Source organism: Brevibacterium sp. RIT 803 (assembly GCF_016892625.1).
In the GTDB taxonomy this organism is placed as follows: domain Bacteria; phylum Actinomycetota; class Actinomycetes; order Actinomycetales; family Brevibacteriaceae; genus Brevibacterium.
Genome location: NZ_JAFEMW010000002.1, coordinates 319,346 through 342,397 on the forward strand (window position 1 = coordinate 319,346; position 23,052 = coordinate 342,397).

The following is a 23,052-nucleotide window of genomic DNA, read 5'->3' on the forward strand; positions in this document are numbered from 1 at the left end:
GACCTATATACGTACTATTCGGGCTGATGTGGGACCTGAACGCTCGTGTGCGCATAGAATCGGGCCCATGAGCATTCTTGTCATCGGTGAGGCCCTCATCGACATCGTCAGCTCGGCCGGATCATCAGATCGCTATGCTCCCGGCGGGGCGCCGGCGAATGTCGCCCTCGGCCTGGGACGCCTCGGCGCCGATGTCGAGCTGCTCACCGACGTCGGAGACGACTTCCACGGTGGATTCCTTCTGGCTCACCTCCGGAAGTCGCACGTCCGTGTGCACGCCCGCGCGACCGGTTCGACCTCGACGGCGCGAGCTCTGCTGTCGACGGACGGCTCTGCCGAATACGAGTTCTCACTGCGCTGGGACCCCGATGCGTCGCTGGTCGACAGCGGCGACTGGGCGGCAATTCATGTCGGCTCGATCGCAGCGTTCCTCTCCCCCGGTGCCGCTGCGGTCGATTCACTCCTCCAGCGCGGACGAGACTCCTCAGCACTGCTGAGTTTCGACCCCAATATCCGGCCCTCCATCATCGGAGTCCGAGAACTGGCGCTGGCTCGGTTCGAGTCTCTCGCTGCACGTATCGATGTCGTCAAGCTCAGTGATGTCGACGCGGACTGGCTCTATCCCGGACAGAGTGCCGATGCCCAGATCGATCGGATCCTTCGCCTCGGGGCAAAACTGGTCGCACTCACCTGCGGATCGCAGGATTCGATCCTCTCGACCGCATCGGCGAGGGTGAGAGTTCCGGCAGGAGCAGTGAAGGTGAGGGACACGATCGGTGCCGGAGATACTTTCATGGCTTCTCTTGTGCATGATCTGCAGGGCGTCCGTCCACGACTCCAGGACATGAACGAAGATGCGCTCACACACCTCGGCGAGAATGCCTCACGCCGGGCGGCCATCACCGTCAGTCGTACTGGAGCGGACCTGCCCTGGGCCGGTGAAGAAGGCGCCTAACTGCTCGATGACGATTCGGTGACCTTTCCGGCTGCCGTCGATCATGTCGGCGCCGACGAACGACACCACCTGGTTCACAATCGTCACCATCGTGCCTGCGGGGACGTCGGTGAAGGACCAGGTGACCACCCCTGTGGCGAGAAGTTCGTCCCCGCGCCACACTGTGTCGGTGTGAACGGCAAAGTTCTCCACTTCGACGTGGATATAGTCGATGGCCGCACTGAACTCGAGTACTTCGGGGCTCCCACACCGATATTCCGCTCGGCCTCCGGTCCGGAAGTCATCGCAGTCGTAGATGACCCTTTCACCGGCTGGGGCACTCCACTGCTGCCTGGCTTCGGTGTCGGCGAAGGCCGCCCAGACGTCCCCGCGGGGACGTGCGATCTCGGTGCTCAGTCGAATGGTGTCGGTCGTGGGATTCATTGGAACTCTTGCCTCACTCACCGGAGAAGACGATTCGATTGCCGTCGGGGTCCGCGATCTGCAGAATCCGCTGTCCACCGCCCGGCTGTGGTCCACCGTGGTCGATACCAGCAGCAGTCAGCCGTTCAGCAAGTGCACCGATGTCCGACTCCCCGATCACCGCGGTCGAGTATCCTGCACGCTGCGGCTCGGTCCAGACCTGGACTCCGAACTCGGTTCCGAAATGCCATTCGAGCAGTCCCGGCATCGGAGAGGCATCGGGGTCGCGTTCGAAGACCTTCGAGTACCAGTCGTGCGCCTGGTCCTGATCATTGACGGTGATGCTGGCCATCAGTCCGGTGAACATGATCGCTCCTTTGGGATCGATGAGTCGATTCAACACGCAAAGCAATTGCATTGTGCAATCACTCATTCCATGGAAGCACACAGCCCCGGCTCGGACAAGGCTTTCTACGCACTCACATTCCCGATGGCGTCAGTGCGAATCGGCCCCAGGCGAGGAATGCGATGGTCAGAAGATTGATCACGTCTTTCCGAGAGCAGCCTCATACTCGGCCTGCAGACGCTCAGAAGCCCGCGGCCGAGGTGATTCAGGTAGGGCAACGCCGAGGTGGGCCTCTCGCAGTTCGTCCATGAGATCGTCGACCAGCTCGGGCGACTCAGCGAGAATTCGGGCTCTCACCGTCAGCTCGTGAGAGGTCGGGCGATGGTTCATTCCCCAAGCCCCGAGTGCGACCATGACCGGCACCACCTGGATTCCCGCCTCGGTGAGGGAATAGGCGGCCTTTTGGCCGCGTACCGTGTCGGCCCGGGTCAGCAAACCTTCGTCGACCAGCTTCTTCAGGCGACTGGAGAGCATATTCGAGGCGATGGATTCGTCGTTGAGAGTGAGGAGCTCGCGGAAATGGCGACGATCGCCGAACACGATGTCGCGGAGCACGATGAGGCTCCAGGAGTCACCGAGGACTTCGACGGCTGCGTTGATCGCGCAGCCCGAGCGCGGTTCACTTCGCAAATCATCCTCCTAAGTGGTTGCAATCAGCAATCACTACATTCTACGCTTGACTCACTCATCGCTGACTATCACATCGGAGTGATCATGGTTCGAGTACGCGTACACAGTCAATTCGTCTCACTGGACGGCTACTCCGCCGGTGACTATGTGACGTTCGACGAGCCGATCGGCGGTGCCCAAGCACTTTTCGGCTGGTTCGACGGACAGGGAATCGAAGGGATCGGCGGCGTCGATGGGCCCGTCACACTTGATCGCGCGCTGTTCGCAATGTGGGGACAGGGCATCGGCGCCGAGATTATGGGTCGGAGGAAGTTCGGACCGCAGGAGGGGCCATGGCCCGATGATGGCTGGCGCGGCTGGTGGGGCGAGGAACCGCCCTTCAAGACTCCATGCTTCGTCCTCACCCACCACCCGAAGGAGGCGATGGAGTTTCCCAACGGGACGAGCTTCCATTTCGTCGATGACACCCCCGAGGCGGTACTGGACCAGGCGATCAACGCCGCGAACGGCCTCGACGTGCGCATCGGCGGTGGTCCGTCGACCATTCGCCAGTTCCTCGCCGCTGACCTCATCGACTTCATGGCCGTGGCGATCGTTCCGATCACGTTGGGCACAGGAGTTTCTCTGTGGGAAGGCATCAGCGGCATCGAGGACCGCTTCACGATCGAGACGATCGGCTCGTCGAGTGGTCTGACCCACCAGCTCTGGAACAGGAAAGATCGAGGGTGAAGACGTCGTGAGCACGACAATGGGGAGATCGAGCGCTGAGTTCGATCTCCCCATTGTGTGTAGCGAAATATGTGTGTCGCGAAGTCTTACTTCACAGCCTCGGCGATCGGAGTGTCACCGTCGTAGAAGTTCACGGTCTCTCGCTTCGCGGCATCGTTGTCGATGACATGGGTGATCACATCGGCGACGAGTTCACGTGAGGTCACTCGCGTGTCGCTGTCCGGGGTAGTGCCGTCGACGTCACCGGAGCCATCGGCCAGCAGCACGCTGCCCTTCGACGGTTCCAAGGTCAGACCGCCGGGCCCCAGGATCGTGTAATTCAGGGAGCTTGCACGCAGGTGCTCATCTGCTCCGTGCTTCGCTTCAACATAAGGATAGAACGAGCTCTCCGGATCGACCCGGTCGAGGTCGACGCCCGCACTGGCGTAGGACACGATGACGTAGCGATCGACTCCCGCTTGCGCACTGGCGTCGATGGAGCGTTTCGCTGCCTCAAGATCCACAGCGCGGGTCCGATCAGGATTGCCGCCACCGGCACCTGCCGAGAAGACCACGGCCCTTGCTCCGGTGAAGAGCTCCGCGAGCTTACCGGTGTCAGCCGATTCGATGTCGAGGACGACGGCGTTTGCGCCCGCAGCCTCCACCTCGGCGGTCTGATCCGGATTGCGGATGACGGAATCCACCGAGTATCCGGCTTCCTTCAGCTTCGGTGCGGCCATGAGGGCGATCTTTCCGTGGCCTCCGAGAATGACTACGCGGTCTGCATCAGACATGTACTTCTCCTTCGTCGGTGTGCTGGTGGCGCTGACACTGGGCACAGCCCCAAATGACTGCGATTTATTCCACAACGGGTATTCTCATTGCCATGCCGAGGCCCCCGAATACAGCTGCTGCTCTGCATGCGATGGATCGTGGGCGAAGTGTCGTCGTGGGAACGTCTTCCCGAAGACTCGTCATCATACTGTGCGTGGCGCTCGTTACCGGTGCAGTGCTCGTCGGTCTCGCGTTCCTCATCGTCACGAGCAGTCGTGATCAGAATGTCAGTTGGATGCTCTTCGCATTCAATCCGCGAATGTGGGCGATCGCCATCGGCCTCATCGGCTGCCTTGTCGCGGCTCCGATCGTCGTTGGCGTTCGCCTCCGCCGGGCAGATGCGCTCGTGGTCTCAGGTGCCGGTCTCATAGAGTCCCACCGCGGGGTGGTTCTGCCTGCGACGTTTGTGTCGTGGAATGAGATCGAACGGATCTCCCTCGACACGGCCACCCCGAGACCAGGACCCAAATTCGTCGTCTACTACCTGACTCGAGGCTCCGTCCAGCGACGTGGCCGAACAGGACCCTTGGCCCGACGAATCATGCTCCGCACCGGCTTTGAGCTCTCACACCGGCAGCTGTTCGAACTCCTGTCAGCGGCGCACACGCGGTATGCGAGGCAGATCCGATGATCCCTGAATCTTTCAGGCACAGTCGGTCTGCCTTCATCTCCGGCAGACAAAGTCCTCTAACGTAGAGGGCATGCTTCGACGCCTTGCCGCCCGCGCCTTCTGGACATTCAGCCGCTGGAAGCTGGTCACCCAGCCCGCCCCGAACCGACCCACTGTACTCATCGGTGCCCCTCACACATCCAATTGGGACTTCGTCCTCATGCTCTCGATCGCCTGGACTCAGCGAATCGAGGTGCATTGGCTGGGCAAGCACAGCCTGTTCAAGGGGTGGCGCAACCCGATCATGCGCGGCCTCGGCGGAATTCCCGTCGACCGTTCAGATCCCAGCCGCATAGTCGCCGAGGTGATCGAACGTGTCCATGCCGGTGAGGTCTTCGGCCTGGTCGTCACCCCTGATGGAACCCGCGGTGGCCACACCCACTGGAAGTCAGGTTTCTACCGAATCGCCCAGAAGACCGGCATGCCGGTCACACTCGGCTACGTCGATCGGACCACGATGACCACCGGGCTCGGACCCACGATCGACATCACCGGTGACATCTCTGCCGACATGGATCGAGTCCGTGCCTTCTACGCCGATAAGTCAGGCATTCGGCCCGAAAAACAGGTCGTGCCGCGGCTGCGGGAGGAAACTGAACTCGATGGATGACCTGCGTGTACCCGCCGGCCCTGGAATTCCTCAGGGCCTCGTGGTGCCATCGAGTGAACTGATGGAACAGTTCTCACGGTCGTCAGGTCCCGGTGGACAGCATGTCAACACCTCAGATTCCCGAGTGCAGCTGAGCGTGGATTTGGGGTCGACGACCGTGCTGAGCGAGTCGCAGCGCAATCGTGTGCTTCAGCAACTTGCGACGCGGCTTTCGGGCACTGTGCTCACGGTCAGTTCCGAACAGCAGCGCTCTCAGCTGCGCAACCGCAATGCCGCACGAGAACGGCTGGCCGAATTGCTGCGCGAAGCACTCGCCCCACCCGTAGAACGTCGGGCGACGAAGCCGTCGAGGAACTCCCGACGTCGACGCGTCAGAGCTGAGAGCCTGCGCTCCGAAATCAAACGCAATCGCAGACGACCAAGGCTCGACTGAGGTGCGGGCCTGAACCGAGCGCGAGCAGCAGACAGATCCTTATTGCCGCATGACATGGGCGGCAAGGAAGAGCACAATGGGCGATATGAACAGCATCGAGATTCTCACCGATTTGGCTCAGCGCCCTGTCGACGCGGCCAAGCGCCTGCCGGCCCTCACCGCCGAAAAGCTCAACTCCCATCCCGGCGACCATCCCAATTCGATTGCATGGCTGCTCTGGCACAGCGGACGCGAGGTCGATGTCCAGCTCTCTGACCTCACCGGTGACGAGCAAGTGTGGGAGCAGTTCCGTGAACGCTTCGGGTTGGGAGAATACGGTGATGCAGTCGGTCTCGGGCACACGCCGGAGCAGGCGGCCGGAATCAAGGTCGATGATCAGCAGCTGCTCGTCGACTATGTGGAAGCCACGCTCAGTGCGCTGGGTCGCTACGTCAGCGAACTCTCGGAGAACGATCTCGGCGACGTGATCGACGAGAATTGGACTCCCCCAGTCACTCGCGGAGTACGACTGGCTTCGATCATCGACGACGCCGCCGTCCACGTCGGTCAGGCCGCCTACGCTGCGGGTTCTCTGACCGGAAAGTAGCCCGGTGCAGACGGCAGAAGGGCCCAGCGTATAGTCGAAGGCGGAGCTGACTCTGGTTCCCCAACGATGGGAGGCCGGATGACCGGCACCGCTCAACCGACCACTGCTGACTCCACCGCCTCGACGAATGATAGGACACCCACCAGCGGTCTTCTGACTCTGGGCCTACTTGCCGACTCTTCGATGGAGAACGAACGGCGACTCCCGATTCACCCTCATCACCTCGATCGCATCGAGCCTGAGGTACGAGCCGAAATGATCGTCGAACGCGGCTATGCTGAGGATTTCCAGCTGGAGCCCGGCTACATCGAATCTCGGGTCGGACGAGTCGCGGAACGCTCCGAAGTCATCGAGTCCGCTGATGTCCTTCTCCTGCCGAAACCGCAGGCGGCAGACGTGGAGGCGATTCCCGAAGGCCGGACTCTGTGGGGCTGGCCACACTGCGTGCAGGATGAGGCGATGGCACAGACCGCTATTGATCGTCGGCTCACTCTCATCGCCTTCGAAGCGATGAACCATTGGACTCGGCAGGGAGATTTCAGCCTGCACGTTTTCCACAAGAACAACGAGCTCGCCGGTTACTGTTCTGTCCAGCACGCATTGAGCCTCCGTGGCTCGACCGGTGATTATGGTCCGCGAATGAGTGCTGTCGTCATCGGCTTCGGTGCCACCGCGCGCGGTGCTGTCACTGCGTTGAAGGCCCAGGGGATCTACGATATCCAGGTCCTCACGCAAAGAGGGGCCTCAGCGGTCGGTTCGCCGATTCACAGCGCGCACATCACCCAGCTCAATACCGGCGATGGTCCGACCCACCTGTCCACGGTGGTCACGGACGAGGGCGACGTACTCCTCCCGACCTTCCTCGCCTCACACGACATCGTCCTCAATTGCACGCTCCAAGATGTCTCCGCGCCGATGACCTACCTGCGCACAGAGGACCTGAAGGAGTTCGCTCCCGGCAGCCTCATCATCGACGTCTCATGCGATGAGGGAATGGGTTTCGAATGGGCCAAGCCCACAGGCTTCGAGAATCCGATGTTCACAGTCGGACAAGGCGTCAACTACTACGCCGTCGACCACACCCCGTCATACCTGTGGAACTCGGCAACGTGGGAGATCAGCGAAGCGATCTTGCCCTATCTGAGTACGGTGCTGGAGGGACCGGATGCTTGGGCACAGGTCCCCACCATCTCCCGGGCGATCGAGATCCAGAACGGTGAGATCAAGAATCCGAGCATCTTGAGTTTTCAGAACCGGGAATCTGAGTACCCGCACACTCGCAACGCCGAGGTGAGCTGAGTCCGCAACCTCGGGCTTGACTGATTCACGTGGCTGGTCTCAGGCTCTCGACAAGAGCCTTCGTCCCACTCCGCCGGATCGACAATGTCCTCGTCACCGCTCCAGGCCGAGCATAGTGGTCGCGATGGCGCCGTTCGCGCATTCCGGTATCTGTGTTCCCATATCCTCATGGATCAACAGCTGCGCTTCAGGGATCTCTGCGGCAAGCGCTTCACCGTTGCCGATGGGAAAGAAGGGGTCGGCTCGACCATGGACAACCAGACTGGGTATTCGCAGGTCACCGAGGCGTTCTCGCCAGCGTGGTGAGCAGTCGATCCGGGAGAAGGTCATGCCTAACTGATTCGCCTGGTGGACCGCGGCCCCCGACGTCGGAGTTCGGTCCCAGATCCGAGCTGCGATCTCGAGAGCCTGTGCGGGATCGTTGCCCAGAATAGCGGCGTTGCCAGCTGCAAACTCGGCTACGGCTCGACGGCTGTTCCAATCAGGCTGAGGACTCGAGAACACAGCAGACATCACCGTCTGATCGTGGTCCGGCAGGTCATCATCGACAGGACCAGGCGCAACCGGTCGGGTACTCACCAGCGTCAGTGCCGAAAATGACTCCGGGTGATCCAGCGCAGCAACTTGGGCGACCATGCCTCCGACACCGTGCCCACCGAGATGGGCGGACTCCGCGCCGAGAGCTGCGACGAGGTCAGCGGCGTCATCGGCAAGATCACGCAGGTCGTACGCCGGGGCCTCCGGGTCTTTGGTGGTTGAAGCACCCGAATCACGCAGGTCGTAGCGAACGACTCTGCGCCCGCCCTCGGCCACCCGTTCGCAGAGCGAGTCGGGCCACGACAACATCGTGGTTCCGCCGGCTAACAGCACAAGGGGATCCTCTTCGCAGCCGAAGCTCTCTACACCGAGGGTGACGCCGTTCACTCTGATGGTGGCCATAAGGCACGATAGCACTGCGTTCGCTCATGACTGCTCAACAGGATTGCGTCATCCTCTGTTGTCGAACCGAGCGCGGCGGGCTCCCCCACCTGCACATGGACCTTGTGGGAAAGATCGCGGACACCTGCAGAAGGCGAAGAATGGCCCCGCCAGAAACCCGCATGCGGCGTTCCCAGTGGCCGCCCCCGCGTGACCAACTCGAATCCAAGGACTCCGCATAGATAGAAGCTTCCGGACTCATCTACCTCGGCTTGTCCATGGCCCTGGCCATCATCATCCTCGGCCTCGGCCTATCACTGACTGTACGCCGCTCCCCTCGGAACCAGGGGTGACATCGAACCGGAACTCCGCGGAGGCAGGCAGCCTCCGCGACGCCGCACCAGGTTATCGAAGTTGTTCCGATAGGTAGTTCTCTGCGATGCTGACGTGTCCCTGTCCGCCGATGGAGTTCTTCGCTTTCTGCGAGTAGGCGTGGTTCGCGAGTGGGATCTGCACCGTCTCGACGTCGACTCCACGGTCTCGGGCCGCGTCGACCCACGCGAATTGGTCAGCAGGGATGATGACGTCATCACGCATCGCGGTCATCACGAGCGTCGGCGGAGCCGCAGCAGTGAGGTGCGCGGAGGAATTCACCGCAGCGTAGCGTTTCGGGAATTCCTTGGGGGTGCCACCCGTGTAACTGGTCGCAAATATGCGCGAGCCTGTGCCCGCGCCCGGGCCAGCAGGGGCGTTCTTGTAGAGGCCCGTCACGTCGAACGCGGGATAGTCGGCGACAACCGCAGCGGGAACGGGGACGTTCCCACCACACGACGACTCGGCGGTGCCGTCCGCTGCGGCGCCGGCGGTGTTGGCGACCAGGTTTCCGCCTGAGCTCTCACCCCAGAACGCGAGACGATCCATATCTGCACCGAGCGTGTCAGCGTGGTCCTGAATCCAGCTCGCGGCGCACGCAACCTGCGAAGGCGCACTCTGCCAAGTCGCGTTGTCCTTGGTGGCAAGCTCGTATTCGACCGCCACTACCAAGTAGCCGTGGTCAGCCAGGGTGCGAAGCTCTGAGCTCACTGCATTTGGCTCACCCGCAATCCAGCCGCCACCGTGGACGGCCATGATGGTCGGTGTCGAGCGCTTCACATTCTTCGGCTCGTAGATCGAGAGGGACAGGTGGTCCCCCGCGCTGGTCTTGGCGTACACCTCCTGGCGGTCGGGCGACGCCGCGTCCATTGCGGAGAGCCCGAACGTCGCGGTGAAGAGGTTGACCGATCCGCCGGCCGAGGTGATGGCTCCGACGAGAACTGTCACCACAGCGATGTTAGCGACCGCGCCGATCCCGCCGAGCCCTGTCGTGACTGCACCTGTGCGCCGAGGCCCCCTGCGCATAGCGACGATTCCGACGAGGAGCACGATCAGTCCTGCAATAGCCGCTATCGGCGCCAGGGTGGGCGCGAACCGAGCCGCAACCGTGCTCAGTGGCCCAAGCCCGGGCACCAGCGAGGCAAGTCCGAACAGAGCTGCAATCACGCCCAGTATGAGACCGAGGACGAGGACCGCTACCCGGACTACCTTCGCGACGACCCCTCTTTCCGAGGGCGGTAGCGAACTCGTGCTGTTGGTCATCTTCTGTCCTCAACTTTCGATCTTCCAGGTTGACAGTCCACCTGCATCAGATCTCGTCGTTGCGATCATATGCTGACGCCAGGGGTCACTCTAGCGCAGGGCATGATCCGGTGAGGTGAGCAACCGTCCTTGCACGCGAGCATCATGGACGCAGACAGCGTCATCGGAGCTAGCCGAGCAGTTCGAGACCGAAACCCGTGACGACGGCTCGCACTTCTTCGAGGTAGCGTCGCGCTTGCCCAGTGAGCGGGATCCCCGAATGGTCGATCCAGCCGATCTCGATGCGTTCGTCGACGTCGAGCGGAATCGCAACGATCTCTGGATCGAGGTCGTCGCTGATGATGCCCGTAGAGATCGTGTAGCCGTCGAGCCCGATCATGAGGTTGAAGATCGTCGCACGGTCGGAGACCCGGATCTCCTGTCTACTCGACAAAGTCGACAGGATCTCCTCGGCGAAGTAGAACGAGTTGTTCGCTCCCTGATCGAAGGTGAGCCGTGGCACGTCGGCGAGATCGTCAAGGGTGACGCGATCTCGTGCGGCAAGCGGGTTCCTCCGGGAGATGAAGATGTGTGGAACTGCAGCGAAAAGGGGGTGAAAGACAAGCCCGGAGTCCCGCAGCAGTTTGTCGATGACCTTCTGATTGAAGTCGTTCCGGTAAAGAATGCCGAGCTCACTGCGGAGCGTGCGAACATCTTCGATGATGTCCCAGGTGCGAGTCTCTCGCAGCGAAAACTCATACTCGGCCGCATCGCTGGCCTTGACCATCCGCACGAACGCATCAACGACGAACGAGTAGTGCTGCGAAGATACCCCGAGGAGACGTCGCGATGGGGGCCGACCGAGATAGTGCTGCTCGAGGAGCTCAGCCTGCTCAACGACTTGCCTTGCATAGCCGAGGAACTCCGCACCATCAACAGTGAGTGTCACTCCGCGGGCGGATCGGAAAAGCAAGGCCCGACCCACCCGGGTCTCAAGATCTTTCATAGCTGCAGACATCGTCGGCTGGGAGACATAGAGCAGATCAGCAGCGGCCGTGATCGAGCCCTCCGCAGCGACTTCGATGAAGTAGTGGAGCTGCAGCAACGTGATGCTTCTCAATCCTCGGGACATAGATAAAGCCTATATGAACCCATAGTTCAGCCAAGTTACCCGATATCCTCCCGTTGCCTGCAGGATGGTTTCGAAGACCTCCGCATGGCCGATCGAGTACGGAATTGGACGTCCATGACCACCGAATTCACATTCAGCATCACTACCACCCGATTCGACGAGCACTACTCGCCGTCGGAGAGTTCACGGGCTACGACGAACTTCGCGAACCTCGCCAGGGGCGAGCATCGTCGGCAGAACCTCCGCAACACCCTGACGACTATCAATCGCCGGTTCAACGACCTCGCCCACTGGGACAACCCCGACAGGGACCGCTACACCGTCGATCTCGATATCATCTCCGGGGAGCTGCAGTTCACCGCCACAGGCGGCGATCAGGAATTCCCATTGCTTGAGGTTCTGGATATCCAAATCCTCGATCGAATGACCGGTGACCGCCACCCCGGGATCGTGGGAAACAACTTCTCTTCATACGTCCGGGATTTCGATTTCAGCGTGCGACTTCCAGCGGTCAACGATGCCGCGAGCGAATTCACCGTCCCCGACGACTTCGGCGATCTCCACGGCAAGCTGTTCCAGCACTTCCTCGATTCCGCTGCATATCGTGAACGCTTCCAGGCGGCACCCGTGGTCTGCATCAGCGTGTCGACGAGCAAGACGTACCATCGGACCGAGAATCACCATCCGATTCTCGGGGTGGAGTACCAGCAAGACGAGTCGTCGCTGACCGACGACTATTTCGGAAAGATGGGACTACAGGTGAGATATTTTATGCCGCCTGGCAGCGTCGCGCCGCTTGCATTCTATTTCCGCGGCGATCTCCTCAACGACTATTCCAATCTGCAGCTCATCGGCACGATCAGCACGATGGAGACCTTCCAAAGGATCTATCGACCGGAGATCTACAACGCCCACGTGGCCGCCGAGGAGACCTACCGACCGACGCTGAAGCGACAGGACTTCTCGGAGACACCGATCGCCTACGATCGCGCCGAACGTAGTCAGCTCGCAATCAAGCAGGGAAAGTACACGGCGGAGGCTTTCGTCTACCCGCACCGGGACATGCTCGAACAGTGGGCCGCCAACTATCCCCTTCCAGCCGCATGACCACAGGAGAAGAATCGATGACGCCGACACTATTGCCCACTTCGATCGTCGGCAGCCTGCCCAAGCCCTCGTGGCTGGCACAGCCTGAGACTCTCTGGTCACCGTGGAATCTGCAGGGCGATGACCTGGCCGAGGGCAGGCGCGATGCCCTGCGTATCGCAGTCCACGAGCAGACTAACCGCGGCATCGATCTCATCAGCGACGGAGAACAGACCCGACAGCACTTCGTCACCACATTCATCGAGCATCTCAACGGTGTTGATTTCGAGAAGCGGAAGACGGTCCGAATCCGCGATCGCTATGACGCAAGCGTGCCCACCGTGGTCGGCGCCGTAAGCCGTGAGGAACCAGTGTTCGCCGACGACGCGAAGTTCCTCCGACAGCAGACCGACCAACCGATCAAATGGGCGCTCCCGGGCCCGATGACCATGATCGACACGCTCTACGACGGCTATTACAAGAGCCGCGAGAAATTGGCCTGGGAGTTCGCCGCTGTCCTCAATCAGGAGGCGCGGGATCTGGAAGCGGCCGGAGTTGACATCATCCAGTTCGACGAGCCTGCCTTCAATGTCTTCTTCGACGAGATGAAGGACTGGGGAATTGCCACTCTGGAGAGAGCCGCGGAAGGACTGCGCGCAGAAACTGCCGTACACATCTGCTACGGCTACGGGATCACGGCAAACAATAACTGGAAATCAACCCTCGGATCCGAATGGCGCCAGTACGAGGAATCATTCCCGCTCCTACAGCAGTCGACCGTCGACATCGTCTCACTGGAGTGCCATAACTCCCGTGTCCCGATAGACCTCCTCGAGCTCATTCGCGGCAAAAAAGTCATGCTTGGGGCCATCGACGTGGCAAATGAGACCATCGAGACTCCGGAGGAAGTCGCCGACACTCTGCGCAAGGTACTCAAATTCGTCGACCCGGACCAACTCATCCCGAGCACGAACTGCGGCATGGCGCCGTTCTCGCGGGATGTTGCCCTCGGGAAGTTGAGTGCACTGAGCGCGGGAACGAGCACCATTCGTGAGGAGCTCTCTGCTTCACGGTCCTAAACCACCTGGCGGCATTGTTTGGCCTCAGCAAGCCTGCGCAGGGATCGACGTCGGACTCCGCCAAGCACGACCACGTCCTGCCGCCAGGACTGTCTGGACAATCAAATAGTTTGATTCCAGGAACGGTCGGAACGCTCCAGAGCCTCCGTCGCGGCCCGGAGACGCCATTGGGCAGTCAGCTACGCTGTCGAATGCAGCTGTCGCCGCAACGAGTGCGACACCCAGCCGGGACGGCCGTCGTGACAACGCAATGAGACAGACGCCGACCCAGCCGAGGTTAACAGCCGCTGCAAGAGAGAGGTCACTGTCGCGAGAACGCACCGCGGCTGCAAACAACGTCACGCTTGTTGCGCCCAGTGCGGTCCCGATGATCGGGCGGGACTTCAGCGAAGGATCGATGGCTGAGGCGACGAGATCACTGCCCAGCACCGCCGATCCGGCGATCGCGCATCCCACGCCGTCAGCAACGAGCACGCCCTTGGCGCGGAAAACGCGATTCACTTCTACCTGCCCCCAGACGTCGAACCGGAACTCGATTCCACACTAGCCCGGAACCCCACCACATGCCTACGTGTCGGGCCTTCTGAGCGCAGCGGCACGCCACACACTCACTAGCAGCGGAATCTCCCATGCACCGTCCACCGGGCTCAGCAACGACGAGAAAGCAGAACATCGATGCATGGGACATCGTCCATGGGACTACGTCGCGCTCAAGCATCCGCCCGGTACAGCTACAGAGGCTTCTCGCTGAACGTGGTGAGCAAGCGGGCGAAACGAGAAATGTCGTCCTGTGCCCAATCGCCGATGTGCTCTGCAATGGCCGCGTCCAACCGTCGCCTCATCACCACTGTGGCTTCTGCCCCGAGGCTGGTCAGCGCGTAGTAGGCCGCCCTCCGATCTGGGCCGCCCACGGTGTCAATCAGTCCGGAAGCGGCCAGTGTCGCCGCGCGCCTGCTCACCACCGATCGATCTGTGCCCACCTCGAGAGCGATATCACGCGCCGACGGCGACCCATCGGCCCGAGCGACCGCGCTGAGCACCGGATAGGTCGACTCGTTCAGCCCTTCCGCGATGCCGTGTGTGAGATCAGAGTAGAGACGACCCCTGAAAGCTCGCCCGAGAATCTTCCCAAGAGCCTCGGCAATCACCCGTTCGTCACTCATGTCCAGCCTCCTCATGCCACCTGGCTACCGCCGTCGCCACCCACCCTAACCTCTGCGCCAGCGCGGGAATCGACCGCGAGATCCACAATATATCTATGCACGTTGCACAGGTAGATGCTAGGTTTATCTATGCAACCAGCATAGCTAAGAAGAGGAGACCCATGACCAACATCACCGCAGCACTGCACGATCTGCTGAATGAGCGTCAACTGCCGCTGGAAGAGGCCGTGCGCCGGCATTTCACCGACACATATCGCCAACGAACCGATGGTACGTGGGACGACCGCGCCGGGTTCGTTCAGCACATTGCGCACCTCCGTACGATTGTCGCGAATGCGACTATCACCATCCGCGATGAGCTGCGGGACGGCGACCGGTACGCCGATCGCCACATCGCTCACATCATCAAGCAGGATGGAGGCGAGGTAGTCCAAGAGGTCTACCTGTTCGGAACCCTGGCACCAGATGGGCGCTTCGACAGAGTGGAGGAAGTCACGATGATGCTCGATGGCGACGAGGGCGATCGCGCTATCGGCTCGGCCCACTGATGGCTCAGGACCGAGGATTCGCATCTCGCATGTGGGGCGTCTCAAGTCGGATACTTTGCGACGGCGCCTCCTGCACTCGCTCCAACAGTCGCGGGGAACACTGAACACGACGACTTCGCTGCACTGACCGAACGTTGGGACTTGAACAGTTGTTCTTGAGGTGCTCGCTCACCGCGGCGTACAGCGCCGAGGACGTCGCTTCGATCACTGCGATCAGCGAATTCGAGTGCACCTTGAACCTGAACTCCACCGAGGTCGGCCATGGAGAACCATCATCCCGGAACAGAAGACGGATGACGCGTTCACCCTGAGGCTCAGAGCGGACGCCATCTCCGAAGTGTCGATCTTGGCAATCCCGCCACGCGCCCATCGCGGAGATGGGCTCCCAGGCCGGTTGCGAGAACCGGCAACGCCCCGAAGCCATCGACCGGCTGTAGCAGGCCTGCGAACCAGGGAGTCCATCAAGGTCCGACAGACTACGAACCGTCAAGCAGCGGCCGAACAGCGTCGCCAGCGGCGGAACGGCGTTCGAGCTGTTCGCCGCAGCTGCTGTCGCGCTCAGCCCAGCGCAGGTGCTGTGCGGCCATCACAGCGATCTCGTTCGGGTTCGGCTCCTGCGTGATGACCATTCCCGCAACTGCCCAGGACCATCGCGTGCGTCTCCGACTCCTCCGACAGGCACGCAACTTCCATGGGTGCGTCAGAGGCTCTTGTCGATGCCGGCGTCGACGATCCAGTTAGCCCCGTGGACGCTGGACGCGAGGGGCGACACCAGGTATGCGATGGCGGTTGCGACTTCCCGTGGCTCGATGAAGCGGCCGGTGAGCATGCCCGCCTGCACGGGAAGAGTTTCGATGAGCTGCTGTTGCGTCACGTTCATCGTCGACGCCAGGTCGGCACCGAAGCTCTGCTCCCCCTCCCACAACGCCGTCCGGGTCGAGGACGGAGACACGGTGTTGAACCGCACCCCCTGCGGACCAAACTCTTCCGAGAGCCCCTTCGTGACCGCATTCAACGCCGCTTTCGCTGCGCCATACGGCAACGGCGCGGTGTGCGGTCGTCGGGCACTGTCGGAGGACACATTCACCACAGCCCCGTGGGATGAAAGCAGCGCGGGCAACGCGGCCCTCGTCGCACGGACAGCCGCAAACACGTTGAGTTCGAAAGTCGATGCCCACAGCCCATCCGTGAAGTCCAACAATCCTGCGTCGACAGGTGTCCCGTCGCCGCCCCCGACATTATTGACGAGGATATCGAGCGTGCCAGACGCTTCGAGAGCGTCCGCGACGATTCGCGCAGGAACGTCGGGGTCCGAGAGGTCGCCGGTCAGCGTCACCGCCCCCGTCGCAGCAAGCTCCGGGGTGACCGTGCGTGAGGCAGTCACCACAGTGACTCCCTCCTACTGGAGGACACGCACCACCTCCAACCCGATCCCCTTGCTCGCACCGGTGACGAGGCCAATTTTGCCCGCAAGCTGTAAGTCCATGATGTCTTCCTCCGCTCAGACCGACCCAGTGCCGATATACTAACTGCAACACACATGTCGCAGTTAAGTCAATAGGTGTACTGTAGACTGATCTTGTGTCAGACATTCCTCACCGATCCTCGCGGCCTCTGCGCGCCGACGCCGAGCAATCAATCGCCCGAATCCTCATCGCGGCGGAGCAGGTGTTCGCTGCCGACCCTTCTGCCACCCTCGAAGCCGTGGCCTCTGCTGCCGGCGTGGCACGCGCCACCGTGCACCGTCGCTTCTCCTCCCGAGACGATCTCCGAGATGCTCTCGTCAATACCATCAACACGAAGCTCCGCGACGCCATCGCCAGTGCGAACACCGACACAGCGCCCCCTCTGGTCGCCCTGTATCAGTTGACAGTCGCCACCCTCGACCTGAAAGTCGATTGGCGAGCGTCCTGGCAGCTGATCGACCTTGACGCCACCGACCAACGCGGAATCGACCCCAGCAACATCTCCCACCTCGATGCTCTCCTGCAACGCTCCCAAGACGCCGGGCTTCTCCGTCCTGGGATCGACATCCCGTGGGCACGTGGCGTGTACATGGCGTTGATCCACGAAGCATCGACCATTCGCTCCGAAGACGAATCCGCATCCCACTGGGCCAACCGCGTCATGCAAACACTCCTCAGTGGCATCGGCGACAACGAACACAATCTCGAAGCGCTCCTCGCCCAGCCGCCCACATCAGACTAAGACGAAGAAGGCGAGACGGGTCGATATCCGCCAGCTAAACGGCACGGGCTTGATTTGGCGACTCCAGACGGTCCGACCAAACGGTGAACCTGAACTCAGCCGAGTTCCGGTACGCGGCAACTTCACGCGACACCTCGGCGTCGGCGACACGATTCAACTCGCCGGGAGCCGATGAACAGAATACGCGCCCGGACGCGGCCCGAACGACGCAGTGTTGCGCGTTCAGAGCCGCACCACATCGCGTCAGATCGCCTCGGTCAAAAAGCCACTGCGCGGACGATCTCGGCGATGCGCTTCTCCGCGGACTCGTCCAGAGTTTCGAAATACCATGCTGCTGGCATCATTGTCCCGTCGGAACCGCCAGCAGGGACGAGCGCAACCTTCTCGGTGAGAGCGAGGTTGACGCGTTCGTCGTTGCGCAGCGTCATCAGCGCAGGAGTACTCGCAGAGAGCGCGTAGGCGGGCATACCGTACCAGATCCGCGGCTTCAGTCTGGGCCCGGCAGCCACGATGACCTCGTGCACTCGCTGCACGAGTGACCGCTCCGGTTCGTCCATCGTCGCGATCTTGTCGAGCACCTGTGCGAGGTTCTTCTCATCTTTCGATGCCATGTCATGTCCTTTCCTCAGCCGATGGCTCGCATCGGCAGGTGAAGTCGGCGCAATGATGCGCCGCACCTCATCCGGACATGTTCTGAGCGAGTCAGGCCTCTCCGCGATGTTTCAGGCGGTCCGCGCCTGGAAGTGCAGTCGGCAGCATGTGCTGCCACGCCAAGAATACCGCAGGCGCTTACAACGGCAAGAGTCGAAGCAAAGTAGAACCGACCAAATTATCGCCGCTACGGTCAGACATTGAACCTGAACTCCACCACGTCCCCGTCGACCATCACGTATTCCTTGCCTTCCATCCGGACCTTGCCGGCTGATTTGGCTGCGGCCATCGAACCATTGGCGTCGAGGTCATCGAAGGAGACGACCTCGGCCTTGATGAAGCCCTTTTGGAAGTCGGTGTGGATAACGCCGGCGGCTTCAGGGGCGGTTGCGCCCTTCGGGATGGTCCAAGCACGGGATTCCTTGGGGCCGGCCGTCAGGTAGGTCTGCAGGCCCAATGTGTCGAATCCGACGCGTGCCAGCTTGTCCAGACCGGCTTCGTCCTGACCGGTGGATTCCAGCATCTCGAGGGCTTCTTCGACGTCGAGCTCGGCGAGTTCCGACTCGAATTTGGCGTCAAGGAAAATCGCTTCGACAGGTGCGACCAATGCACGCATCTCTGCCTTCTTCTCTTCGTCAGCGAGCACATCGTCATCGACGTTGAAGACGTAGAGGAACGGCTTGACGGTCATGAGCTGAAGCTCGCGCAGTTCGGTGACGTCGAACTTGTCGGCCTGCATCGCCTGATAAAGAGTCTTTCCACTCTCGAGAATCTCGACAGCGGCATCGATGGCAGTCAGCTGCTCTGCCGGTGCCCGCTTACCCTTGACTTCCTTCTCGATCCGCGGCCGCGCCTTTTCCAAGGTTTGGAGGTCGGCAAGGATGAGCTCGGTGTTAATAGTGTCGATGTCATCAGCTGGGCTGATCTTTCCTTCGACGTGGATCACGTCGTCATCGACGAAGCCACGGATGACCTGGCAGATCGCTTCAGCCTCGCGAATGTTAGCCAGGAACTGATTGCCCAGACCCTCGCCTTCGGATGCGCCGCGGACGATTCCTGCGATATCGACGAAGTCGACTGTTGCGTTGAGGATTCGCTCCGAGCTGAAGATCTCTGCCAATCGAGTCAGTCGCGCGTCGGGCAACGGCACCACGCCGACGTTGGGTTCGATCGTCGCGAACGGGTAGTTCGCTGCGAGAACTTGGTTCTTGGTCAATGCATTAAACATGGTCGACTTGCCGACATTGGGCAGTCCCACGATTCCGATAGTTAGAGCCACGGTAGCTAAGTCTATCCTGGCGCCGAGGTGCGGGTCTAAATCTCGTGTCAGTGCCGTCTGTCACGCTGGGGTCATGAATTCTTTCCCCGCCACAGGAGTGATCGTCGTCCTCATCCTGGCGATCATCATCAGCGTCGTCCTCGGCTTCCTCCTCGGACGCGCACAGGCGCGTTCGCGCTATATTGAACGACTCACGAGAGCGGAGACCACGTCTCGGATTCTCACTAGCCGGACGGAAGATCTGGAAGCCGATGCGCAGATGGCTGGTGAGATCACTGCGGCGATCGGTCCGTTGGCGGCAAGCGTCAATCACCTGCAGGAGAACCTTCAGTCGCAGGACCGAACACAGCTGGAGCAGATTACGCGCCTCAATACGCAGATCGGGCATCTGAGCCAACAGAACCTCAGACTGCAGGAGTCGACCGGATCACTGGCAAGCGCACTGAATTCGACGACTCAGCGTGGCGACTGGGGCGAGGTCCAGCTCAAACGCATCGTCGAATATGCTGGCCTCCTCCCCCATGTGGATTTCGAGACTCAGGTCAGCAGTGTGCGTGATGGCAAACGCCATCGCCCCGACATGACCGTGAACCTACCCGGCGGCGGAACGATCATCATCGACGCCAAGACCCCACTGTCTGCCCGGATGGACAGTACTGATTCCAACGCCGATGATCATGCGCGCGCACTGCTGCGACACATCGATTCGCTGGCATCCAAGGAGTATTGGAAGTCCTTCGACTCGGCTCCGGACTTCGTTGTCTGCTTCGTCCCCACGGACGGGCTGCTGTCCTCGGCAGCGTCCACCTATCCGAAGATGATTGATCATGCGCTCGGCAAGAACGTCGTGCTCGCCTCCCCCGCCACGCTTCTGGTTCTGCTCAAGACCGTGGCGCTCAATTGGCGACAGGCGGACATGAGCACGTCCGCGGCGGAGGTGCTCAAACTCGGGACCGAACTCTACGAACGCATCGGCACTCTGGTCACGCACGTGACGCGGATGGGCTCGAGTCTGGATCGATCGGTTGAGGACTACAATCGTTTCGTCTCTTCACTGGAGTCGCGGTTCCTCGTCACTGCCCGAAAATTTCCGAACACGGGAATCGTTGCCACCGAACTCGATGCAGTTGCTGAGCTCGACTCGCGCAGCCGCGGAGTCAGTGCTGAAGAACTCACACGGCCATGCGCTACGGGACAGGACCCATTCGCAGCACAGGATTCCACTGATCTGAGACGTCGCCATACGGGCTCCGACTAGACCAGAGACCGATCAGATCAGATCAGATCGTGATCCCGGTCGGCGCCATCACGTTTGTTCGATGTCTTCTTCCCTGCGGCCTTGAGATCCTTGCGCAGTTCGCGCGGCAGGGAGAACATGATGTCTTCCTCCGCTGTGACGATTTCCTCGACCGAGCCGAAGCCATACTCACCCAGCAGCTGGAGAAGGTCCTGGACCAGCCCTTCCGGCACGCTCGCTCCTGAGGTCACGCCGACCGTTGCGACATCATGGAACCAGGATTCGTCGACCTCTCGAGCGAAATCGATGCGACGTGCGTCCTTGGCCCCGTGCTCCAGAGCAACTTCGACCAGACGCACGGAATTCGACGAGTTGGCTGAGCCGACGACCAGAACCAGATCGGACTGCGGGGCGATCTTCTTCACTGCCACCTGCCGGTTCGAGGTGGCATAGCAGATGTCGTCGCTTGGAGGGTCCTGCAGGTGGGGGAACCGTTCGCGCAGGATGTTGACCGTCTCCATCGTCTCGTCGACACTCAACGTCGTCTGTGAGAGCCAGACCAGGCTCTCTGCATCGCCGATCTCGACAGTCTTGGCTTCCTCAGGGTTCTGGATCAGCGTGATGTCGTCGGGAGCCTCACCCATCGTGCCTTCGACCTCTTCGTGACCTGCGTGGCCGACCAGAAGAATTCGGTAACCGTCACGGGCGAATCGAACTGCCTCGCGGTGAACCTTCGTCACCAGAGGGCATGTGGCATCGATCGTGGACAGCTCACGAGCGGCCGCCTCGGCGTGCACCGCAGGAGACACGCCGTGCGCGGAGAACACAAGTCGAGCGCCCTCGGGAACTTCATCAGTCTCGTTGACGAAGACGGCGCCGCGTTCGGAGAGGGTGTCGACCACATGACGGTTGTGCACAATCTCCTTGCGCACGTAGACGGGAGCACCATAGTGCTCGAGTGCGCGCTCGACGGCGATCACTGCGCGGTCAACACCGGCGCAGTATCCGCGCGGGGCAGCCAGAAGCACCTTCTGGTCAGCGCCTTCGGGCGTCCGGATGTCCTCCGGAGCAAGGCGCTTGCGCGGGATGGTGGGCATAGGTACAGATATCGCAGTCACAATCTCAGTTTAGGCTGGGGACCTGAACAACGGCTACAAAGGTGAAGCAATCCACATCACACGCGACCACCATCCGGAATCCTTCCCCGACCGCCTGAGTTCCTGCGCGGCCATGATTCGTCATGTCACCACCGTTCGTTAGGGTGGTGGATTGGAAGGGGAGACAACATGGCGCAACGAATTTCCGGCACTCCCGGGACCCTCGGCGAAACTGTCGCCGCTCAGGAACTGGCTGCGACGGCAGGCGAGACGACAGCGGAGAACCCGTGGCCCCTGAGTCTGCTCTCAAGCAAGATGAAGTCGTATATCGATCGCATGTCGAGTGTGTGGATCGAGGGACAGGTTGTCGAGCTCAATCACCGCGGCAAGGCCAGCTACCTGACTCTGCGTGATAACGACGTCGAAATGTCGTTGCCGGTCCAGATCTGGAAGAACGTGCTCGACCGCACTGGAGCTCCGCTGTCGGAGGGCAGCCATGTGGTCGCCAACCTCAAAGCAGACTTTTGGACGAAGACCGGCCGTCTGACCATGCGGGCCAATGACATCCGGGCTGTCGGCCTCGGTGAGCTACTGGCCCGGCTCGAGCGACTGAAGAAGCAGCTCGGCGCAGAGGGACTGTTCGATCCGAATCGGAAGAAACGCCTGCCGTTCCTGCCCAATCGGATCGGCCTCATCACCGGCCGGGATTCCGATGCGCAGAAGGACGTCGTTCGCAACGTCGCCCTGCGCTGGCCGGCCGCCGAGTTCGAGATCCGCAATTGCGCTGTCCAGGGCCCCGACGCTGTGCCGGGCGTGATGAAGAATCTCGCCGAGCTCGATGCCGACCCACAGATCGACATCATCGTCATCGCTCGCGGGGGCGGAAGTATGGAGGACCTGCTGCCGTTCTCCAACGAGGCCCTGGTTCGGGCCGTGTCCGATGCGAACACCCCCGTCGTGTCGGCGATCGGCCACGAGGCCGACCGCCCGATCCTCGATGAAGTTGCCGATATGAGAGCATCGACTCCCACCGACGCTGCCAAACGCATTGTGCCGGATGTAGCCGAGGAAGCGATGAACCTGTTGCGCGCGCGGGCGGAACTCGATGCCGCCGTCAATCGGATCATCGATCGGGAGCAGGAGATGCTCACCGCAGTCCGATCACGTCCGGTTCTGGCCGAGCCGCAGACTATGGTGGCCGCTCGTGAAGACGAACTTCGTACGATTCGCCGCCGCAGCCTGCAGGCAACGACCAGTCTGATGTTCCAAGGCCAGAACGAGATCAGCCACCTGCGTTCGCAAGCCCAATCGCTTTCGCCCCTGCGCACACTGGAACGCGGGTATGCCGTCGTCCAGAATGACAACGGCGAGGCCATCAGAGAATCCGCCGAGGTAGCCGTCGGAACATCAGTCCACGTCCGAGTGGCTCACGGACGCTTCGATGCCGATGTGACTGCCACAGACGAGACTCACGACAACAAGTGAACGCCCCAACGCACTGATCGCA

General features: G+C 61.2%; 26 protein-coding genes. 13 read left to right on the top strand and 13 right to left on the bottom strand.

From position 1 onward, the window contains the following. Positions 1 to 67 precede the first annotated feature (67 nt). Positions 68 to 955 (top strand): carbohydrate kinase family protein, encoded by an 888-nt coding sequence (locus tag JTF07_RS08780; protein WP_204233882.1) that lies wholly within the window; start codon positions 68 to 70, stop codon positions 953 to 955. Here JTF07_RS08780 and JTF07_RS08785 read toward each other — a convergent pair. The 3 genes from JTF07_RS08785 to JTF07_RS08795 all read right to left on the bottom strand — a co-directional run bounded on the left by JTF07_RS08785 (position 884) and on the right by JTF07_RS08795 (position 2,393). Beyond that, the gene (locus JTF07_RS08785) at positions 884 to 1,378 is read right to left on the bottom strand and encodes an SRPBCC domain-containing protein (protein ID WP_204233883.1); all 495 of its coding nucleotides are present in this window, start codon (positions 1,376 to 1,378) and stop codon (positions 884 to 886) included. The two genes, JTF07_RS08780 and JTF07_RS08785, sit on opposite strands and share 72 nt — an antisense overlap. A gap of 13 nt (positions 1,379 to 1,391) precedes the next feature. Further along, on the bottom strand, positions 1,392 to 1,724 hold the full coding sequence (locus JTF07_RS08790; protein WP_204233884.1) for a VOC family protein: 333 nt from the start codon (positions 1,722 to 1,724) through the stop codon (positions 1,392 to 1,394). Between the two features lie 177 nt (positions 1,725 to 1,901). Next, entirely contained in the window at positions 1,902 to 2,393 is a 492-nt protein-coding gene (locus JTF07_RS08795) for a winged helix-turn-helix transcriptional regulator (protein ID WP_204233885.1), read from the bottom strand. 84 nt (positions 2,394 to 2,477) lie between these two features. Here JTF07_RS08795 and JTF07_RS08800 point away from each other — a divergent pair, with 84 nt between their 5' ends. Next, on the top strand, positions 2,478 to 3,122 hold the full coding sequence (locus JTF07_RS08800) for a dihydrofolate reductase family protein (protein WP_204233886.1): 645 nt from the start codon (positions 2,478 to 2,480) through the stop codon (positions 3,120 to 3,122). Between the two features lie 86 nt (positions 3,123 to 3,208). Here JTF07_RS08800 and JTF07_RS08805 read toward each other — a convergent pair whose 3' ends face one another. After that, on the bottom strand, positions 3,209 to 3,895 hold the full coding sequence (locus tag JTF07_RS08805; protein ID WP_204233887.1) for an SDR family oxidoreductase: 687 nt from the start codon (positions 3,893 to 3,895) through the stop codon (positions 3,209 to 3,211). 194 nt (positions 3,896 to 4,089) lie between these two features. Between JTF07_RS08805 and JTF07_RS08810 the strand changes: the two genes are divergently transcribed. From JTF07_RS08810 to JTF07_RS08830, 5 genes are all read left to right on the top strand, one after another. Beyond that, the gene (locus JTF07_RS08810; RefSeq protein WP_204233888.1) at positions 4,090 to 4,566 is read left to right on the top strand and encodes a hypothetical protein; all 477 of its coding nucleotides are present in this window, start codon (positions 4,090 to 4,092) and stop codon (positions 4,564 to 4,566) included. A 70-nt stretch (positions 4,567 to 4,636) separates the two neighbouring features. Then, entirely contained in the window at positions 4,637 to 5,215 is a 579-nt protein-coding gene (locus JTF07_RS08815) for a 1-acyl-sn-glycerol-3-phosphate acyltransferase (protein WP_204233889.1), read from the top strand. Beyond that, on the top strand, positions 5,208 to 5,648 hold the full coding sequence (gene arfB, locus JTF07_RS08820) for an alternative ribosome rescue aminoacyl-tRNA hydrolase ArfB (RefSeq protein WP_204233890.1): 441 nt from the start codon (positions 5,208 to 5,210) through the stop codon (positions 5,646 to 5,648). The genes JTF07_RS08815 and arfB overlap by 8 nt, the downstream gene beginning before the upstream one ends. 85 nt (positions 5,649 to 5,733) lie before the next feature. Continuing rightward, positions 5,734 to 6,234, top strand: coding sequence for a mycothiol transferase (locus JTF07_RS08825; RefSeq protein ID WP_204233891.1), 501 nt, complete (start codon positions 5,734 to 5,736; stop codon positions 6,232 to 6,234). Between the two features lie 78 nt (positions 6,235 to 6,312). Next, the gene (locus JTF07_RS08830; protein ID WP_204233892.1) at positions 6,313 to 7,533 is read left to right on the top strand and encodes a N(5)-(carboxyethyl)ornithine synthase; all 1,221 of its coding nucleotides are present in this window, start codon (positions 6,313 to 6,315) and stop codon (positions 7,531 to 7,533) included. 93 nt (positions 7,534 to 7,626) lie between these two features. Here the strand turns inward: JTF07_RS08830 and JTF07_RS08835 are convergent, their stop codons facing one another. The 3 genes from JTF07_RS08835 to JTF07_RS08845 form a co-directional block, all read right to left on the bottom strand. Next, a complete protein-coding gene (locus JTF07_RS08835; protein WP_204233893.1) occupies positions 7,627 to 8,472 on the bottom strand; it encodes an alpha/beta fold hydrolase in 846 nt (281 codons plus the stop codon). Positions 8,473 to 8,856: 384 nt separating this feature from the next. Next, a complete protein-coding gene (locus JTF07_RS08840; RefSeq protein WP_204233894.1) occupies positions 8,857 to 10,086 on the bottom strand; it encodes an alpha/beta hydrolase in 1,230 nt (409 codons plus the stop codon). A 169-nt stretch (positions 10,087 to 10,255) separates the two neighbouring features. Further along, the gene (locus JTF07_RS08845; RefSeq protein ID WP_204233895.1) at positions 10,256 to 11,197 is read right to left on the bottom strand and encodes a LysR family transcriptional regulator; all 942 of its coding nucleotides are present in this window, start codon (positions 11,195 to 11,197) and stop codon (positions 10,256 to 10,258) included. A 114-nt stretch (positions 11,198 to 11,311) separates the two neighbouring features. On the opposite strand from JTF07_RS08845, the gene JTF07_RS08850 reads away from it, so the two are divergent. Together JTF07_RS08850 and JTF07_RS08855 are read left to right on the top strand one after the other, a co-directional pair. Then, positions 11,312 to 12,304 (top strand): putative oxygenase MesX, encoded by a 993-nt coding sequence (locus JTF07_RS08850; RefSeq protein WP_204233896.1) that lies wholly within the window; start codon positions 11,312 to 11,314, stop codon positions 12,302 to 12,304. Positions 12,305 to 12,321: 17 nt separating this feature from the next. Continuing rightward, positions 12,322 to 13,362, top strand: coding sequence for a methionine synthase (locus tag JTF07_RS08855; protein WP_204233897.1), 1,041 nt, complete (start codon positions 12,322 to 12,324; stop codon positions 13,360 to 13,362). Between the two features lie 731 nt (positions 13,363 to 14,093). On the opposite strand, the gene JTF07_RS08860 is transcribed toward JTF07_RS08855, so the two are convergent. Further along, positions 14,094 to 14,525 carry a MarR family winged helix-turn-helix transcriptional regulator gene (locus tag JTF07_RS08860; protein ID WP_204233898.1) on the bottom strand — a complete coding sequence of 144 codons (432 nt, stop codon included), beginning with the start codon at positions 14,523 to 14,525 and terminating at the stop codon, positions 14,094 to 14,096. Positions 14,526 to 14,686: 161 nt separating this feature from the next. Here JTF07_RS08860 and JTF07_RS08865 point away from each other — a divergent pair, with 161 nt between their 5' ends. Continuing rightward, complete coding sequence (locus JTF07_RS08865; RefSeq protein ID WP_204233899.1) at positions 14,687 to 15,073, top strand: hypothetical protein; 387 nt, start codon at positions 14,687 to 14,689, stop codon at positions 15,071 to 15,073. A gap of 476 nt (positions 15,074 to 15,549) precedes the next feature. On the opposite strand, the gene JTF07_RS08870 is transcribed toward JTF07_RS08865, so the two are convergent. Together JTF07_RS08870 and JTF07_RS08875 are read right to left on the bottom strand one after the other, a co-directional pair. Beyond that, positions 15,550 to 15,702 carry a hypothetical protein gene (locus JTF07_RS08870; protein WP_204233900.1) on the bottom strand — a complete coding sequence of 51 codons (153 nt, stop codon included), beginning with the start codon at positions 15,700 to 15,702 and terminating at the stop codon, positions 15,550 to 15,552. A gap of 71 nt (positions 15,703 to 15,773) precedes the next feature. Beyond that, a complete protein-coding gene (locus JTF07_RS08875; protein WP_213018715.1) occupies positions 15,774 to 16,457 on the bottom strand; it encodes an SDR family NAD(P)-dependent oxidoreductase in 684 nt (227 codons plus the stop codon). Positions 16,458 to 16,654: 197 nt separating this feature from the next. Between JTF07_RS08875 and JTF07_RS08880 the strand changes: the two genes are divergently transcribed. Beyond that, positions 16,655 to 17,281 (top strand): TetR/AcrR family transcriptional regulator, encoded by a 627-nt coding sequence (locus JTF07_RS08880; protein WP_204233901.1) that lies wholly within the window; start codon positions 16,655 to 16,657, stop codon positions 17,279 to 17,281. 257 nt (positions 17,282 to 17,538) lie between these two features. On the opposite strand, the gene JTF07_RS08885 is transcribed toward JTF07_RS08880, so the two are convergent. Continuing rightward, entirely contained in the window at positions 17,539 to 17,892 is a 354-nt protein-coding gene (locus JTF07_RS08885; protein ID WP_204233902.1) for a DUF1801 domain-containing protein, read from the bottom strand. 233 nt (positions 17,893 to 18,125) lie between these two features. Then, complete coding sequence (gene ychF / locus JTF07_RS08890) at positions 18,126 to 19,211, bottom strand: redox-regulated ATPase YchF (RefSeq protein ID WP_204233903.1); 1,086 nt, start codon at positions 19,209 to 19,211, stop codon at positions 18,126 to 18,128. A 73-nt stretch (positions 19,212 to 19,284) separates the two neighbouring features. On the opposite strand from ychF, the gene JTF07_RS08895 reads away from it, so the two are divergent. Continuing rightward, positions 19,285 to 20,469, top strand: coding sequence for a DNA recombination protein RmuC (locus tag JTF07_RS08895; RefSeq protein WP_204233904.1), 1,185 nt, complete (start codon positions 19,285 to 19,287; stop codon positions 20,467 to 20,469). A gap of 17 nt (positions 20,470 to 20,486) precedes the next feature. Here JTF07_RS08895 and JTF07_RS08900 read toward each other — a convergent pair whose 3' ends face one another. Continuing rightward, positions 20,487 to 21,545, bottom strand: a complete 1,059-nt coding sequence (locus JTF07_RS08900) for a 4-hydroxy-3-methylbut-2-enyl diphosphate reductase (RefSeq protein ID WP_204234178.1) — start codon at positions 21,543 to 21,545, stop codon at positions 20,487 to 20,489. 189 nt (positions 21,546 to 21,734) lie between these two features. On the opposite strand from JTF07_RS08900, the gene xseA reads away from it, so the two are divergent. Then, positions 21,735 to 23,030: an exodeoxyribonuclease VII large subunit gene (gene xseA / locus JTF07_RS08905; RefSeq protein WP_204233905.1), complete on the top strand. Its 1,296-nt coding sequence runs from the start codon at positions 21,735 to 21,737 to the stop codon at positions 23,028 to 23,030. Positions 23,031 to 23,052: the final 22 nt, after the last annotated feature.

Coding starts and splice junctions, on each gene's coding strand:
- JTF07_RS08780 (WP_204233882.1), top strand. CDS start 68: ATGAGCATTCTTGTCATCGGTGAGGCCCTCATCGACATCGTCAGCTCG.
- JTF07_RS08785 (WP_204233883.1), bottom strand. CDS start 1,378: ATGAATCCCACGACCGACACCATTCGACTGAGCACCGAGATCGCACGT.
- JTF07_RS08790 (WP_204233884.1), bottom strand. CDS start 1,724: ATGTTCACCGGACTGATGGCCAGCATCACCGTCAATGATCAGGACCAG.
- JTF07_RS08800 (WP_204233886.1), top strand. CDS start 2,478: ATGGTTCGAGTACGCGTACACAGTCAATTCGTCTCACTGGACGGCTAC.
- JTF07_RS08805 (WP_204233887.1), bottom strand. CDS start 3,895: ATGTCTGATGCAGACCGCGTAGTCATTCTCGGAGGCCACGGAAAGATC.
- JTF07_RS08815 (WP_204233889.1), top strand. CDS start 4,637: ATGCTTCGACGCCTTGCCGCCCGCGCCTTCTGGACATTCAGCCGCTGG.
- arfB (WP_204233890.1), top strand. CDS start 5,208: ATGGATGACCTGCGTGTACCCGCCGGCCCTGGAATTCCTCAGGGCCTC.
- JTF07_RS08825 (WP_204233891.1), top strand. CDS start 5,734: ATGAACAGCATCGAGATTCTCACCGATTTGGCTCAGCGCCCTGTCGAC.
- JTF07_RS08830 (WP_204233892.1), top strand. CDS start 6,313: ATGACCGGCACCGCTCAACCGACCACTGCTGACTCCACCGCCTCGACG.
- JTF07_RS08835 (WP_204233893.1), bottom strand. CDS start 8,472: ATGGCCACCATCAGAGTGAACGGCGTCACCCTCGGTGTAGAGAGCTTC.
- JTF07_RS08840 (WP_204233894.1), bottom strand. CDS start 10,086: ATGACCAACAGCACGAGTTCGCTACCGCCCTCGGAAAGAGGGGTCGTC.
- JTF07_RS08845 (WP_204233895.1), bottom strand. CDS start 11,197: ATGTCCCGAGGATTGAGAAGCATCACGTTGCTGCAGCTCCACTACTTC.
- JTF07_RS08850 (WP_204233896.1), top strand. CDS start 11,312: ATGACCACCGAATTCACATTCAGCATCACTACCACCCGATTCGACGAG.
- JTF07_RS08855 (WP_204233897.1), top strand. CDS start 12,322: ATGACGCCGACACTATTGCCCACTTCGATCGTCGGCAGCCTGCCCAAG.
- JTF07_RS08860 (WP_204233898.1), bottom strand. CDS start 14,525: ATGAGTGACGAACGGGTGATTGCCGAGGCTCTTGGGAAGATTCTCGGG.
- JTF07_RS08865 (WP_204233899.1), top strand. CDS start 14,687: ATGACCAACATCACCGCAGCACTGCACGATCTGCTGAATGAGCGTCAA.
- JTF07_RS08870 (WP_204233900.1), bottom strand. CDS start 15,702: ATGGTCATCACGCAGGAGCCGAACCCGAACGAGATCGCTGTGATGGCC.
- JTF07_RS08885 (WP_204233902.1), bottom strand. CDS start 17,892: ATGGCATCGAAAGATGAGAAGAACCTCGCACAGGTGCTCGACAAGATC.
- JTF07_RS08895 (WP_204233904.1), top strand. CDS start 19,285: ATGAATTCTTTCCCCGCCACAGGAGTGATCGTCGTCCTCATCCTGGCG.
- JTF07_RS08900 (WP_204234178.1), bottom strand. CDS start 21,545: ATGCCCACCATCCCGCGCAAGCGCCTTGCTCCGGAGGACATCCGGACG.
- xseA (WP_204233905.1), top strand. CDS start 21,735: ATGGCGCAACGAATTTCCGGCACTCCCGGGACCCTCGGCGAAACTGTC.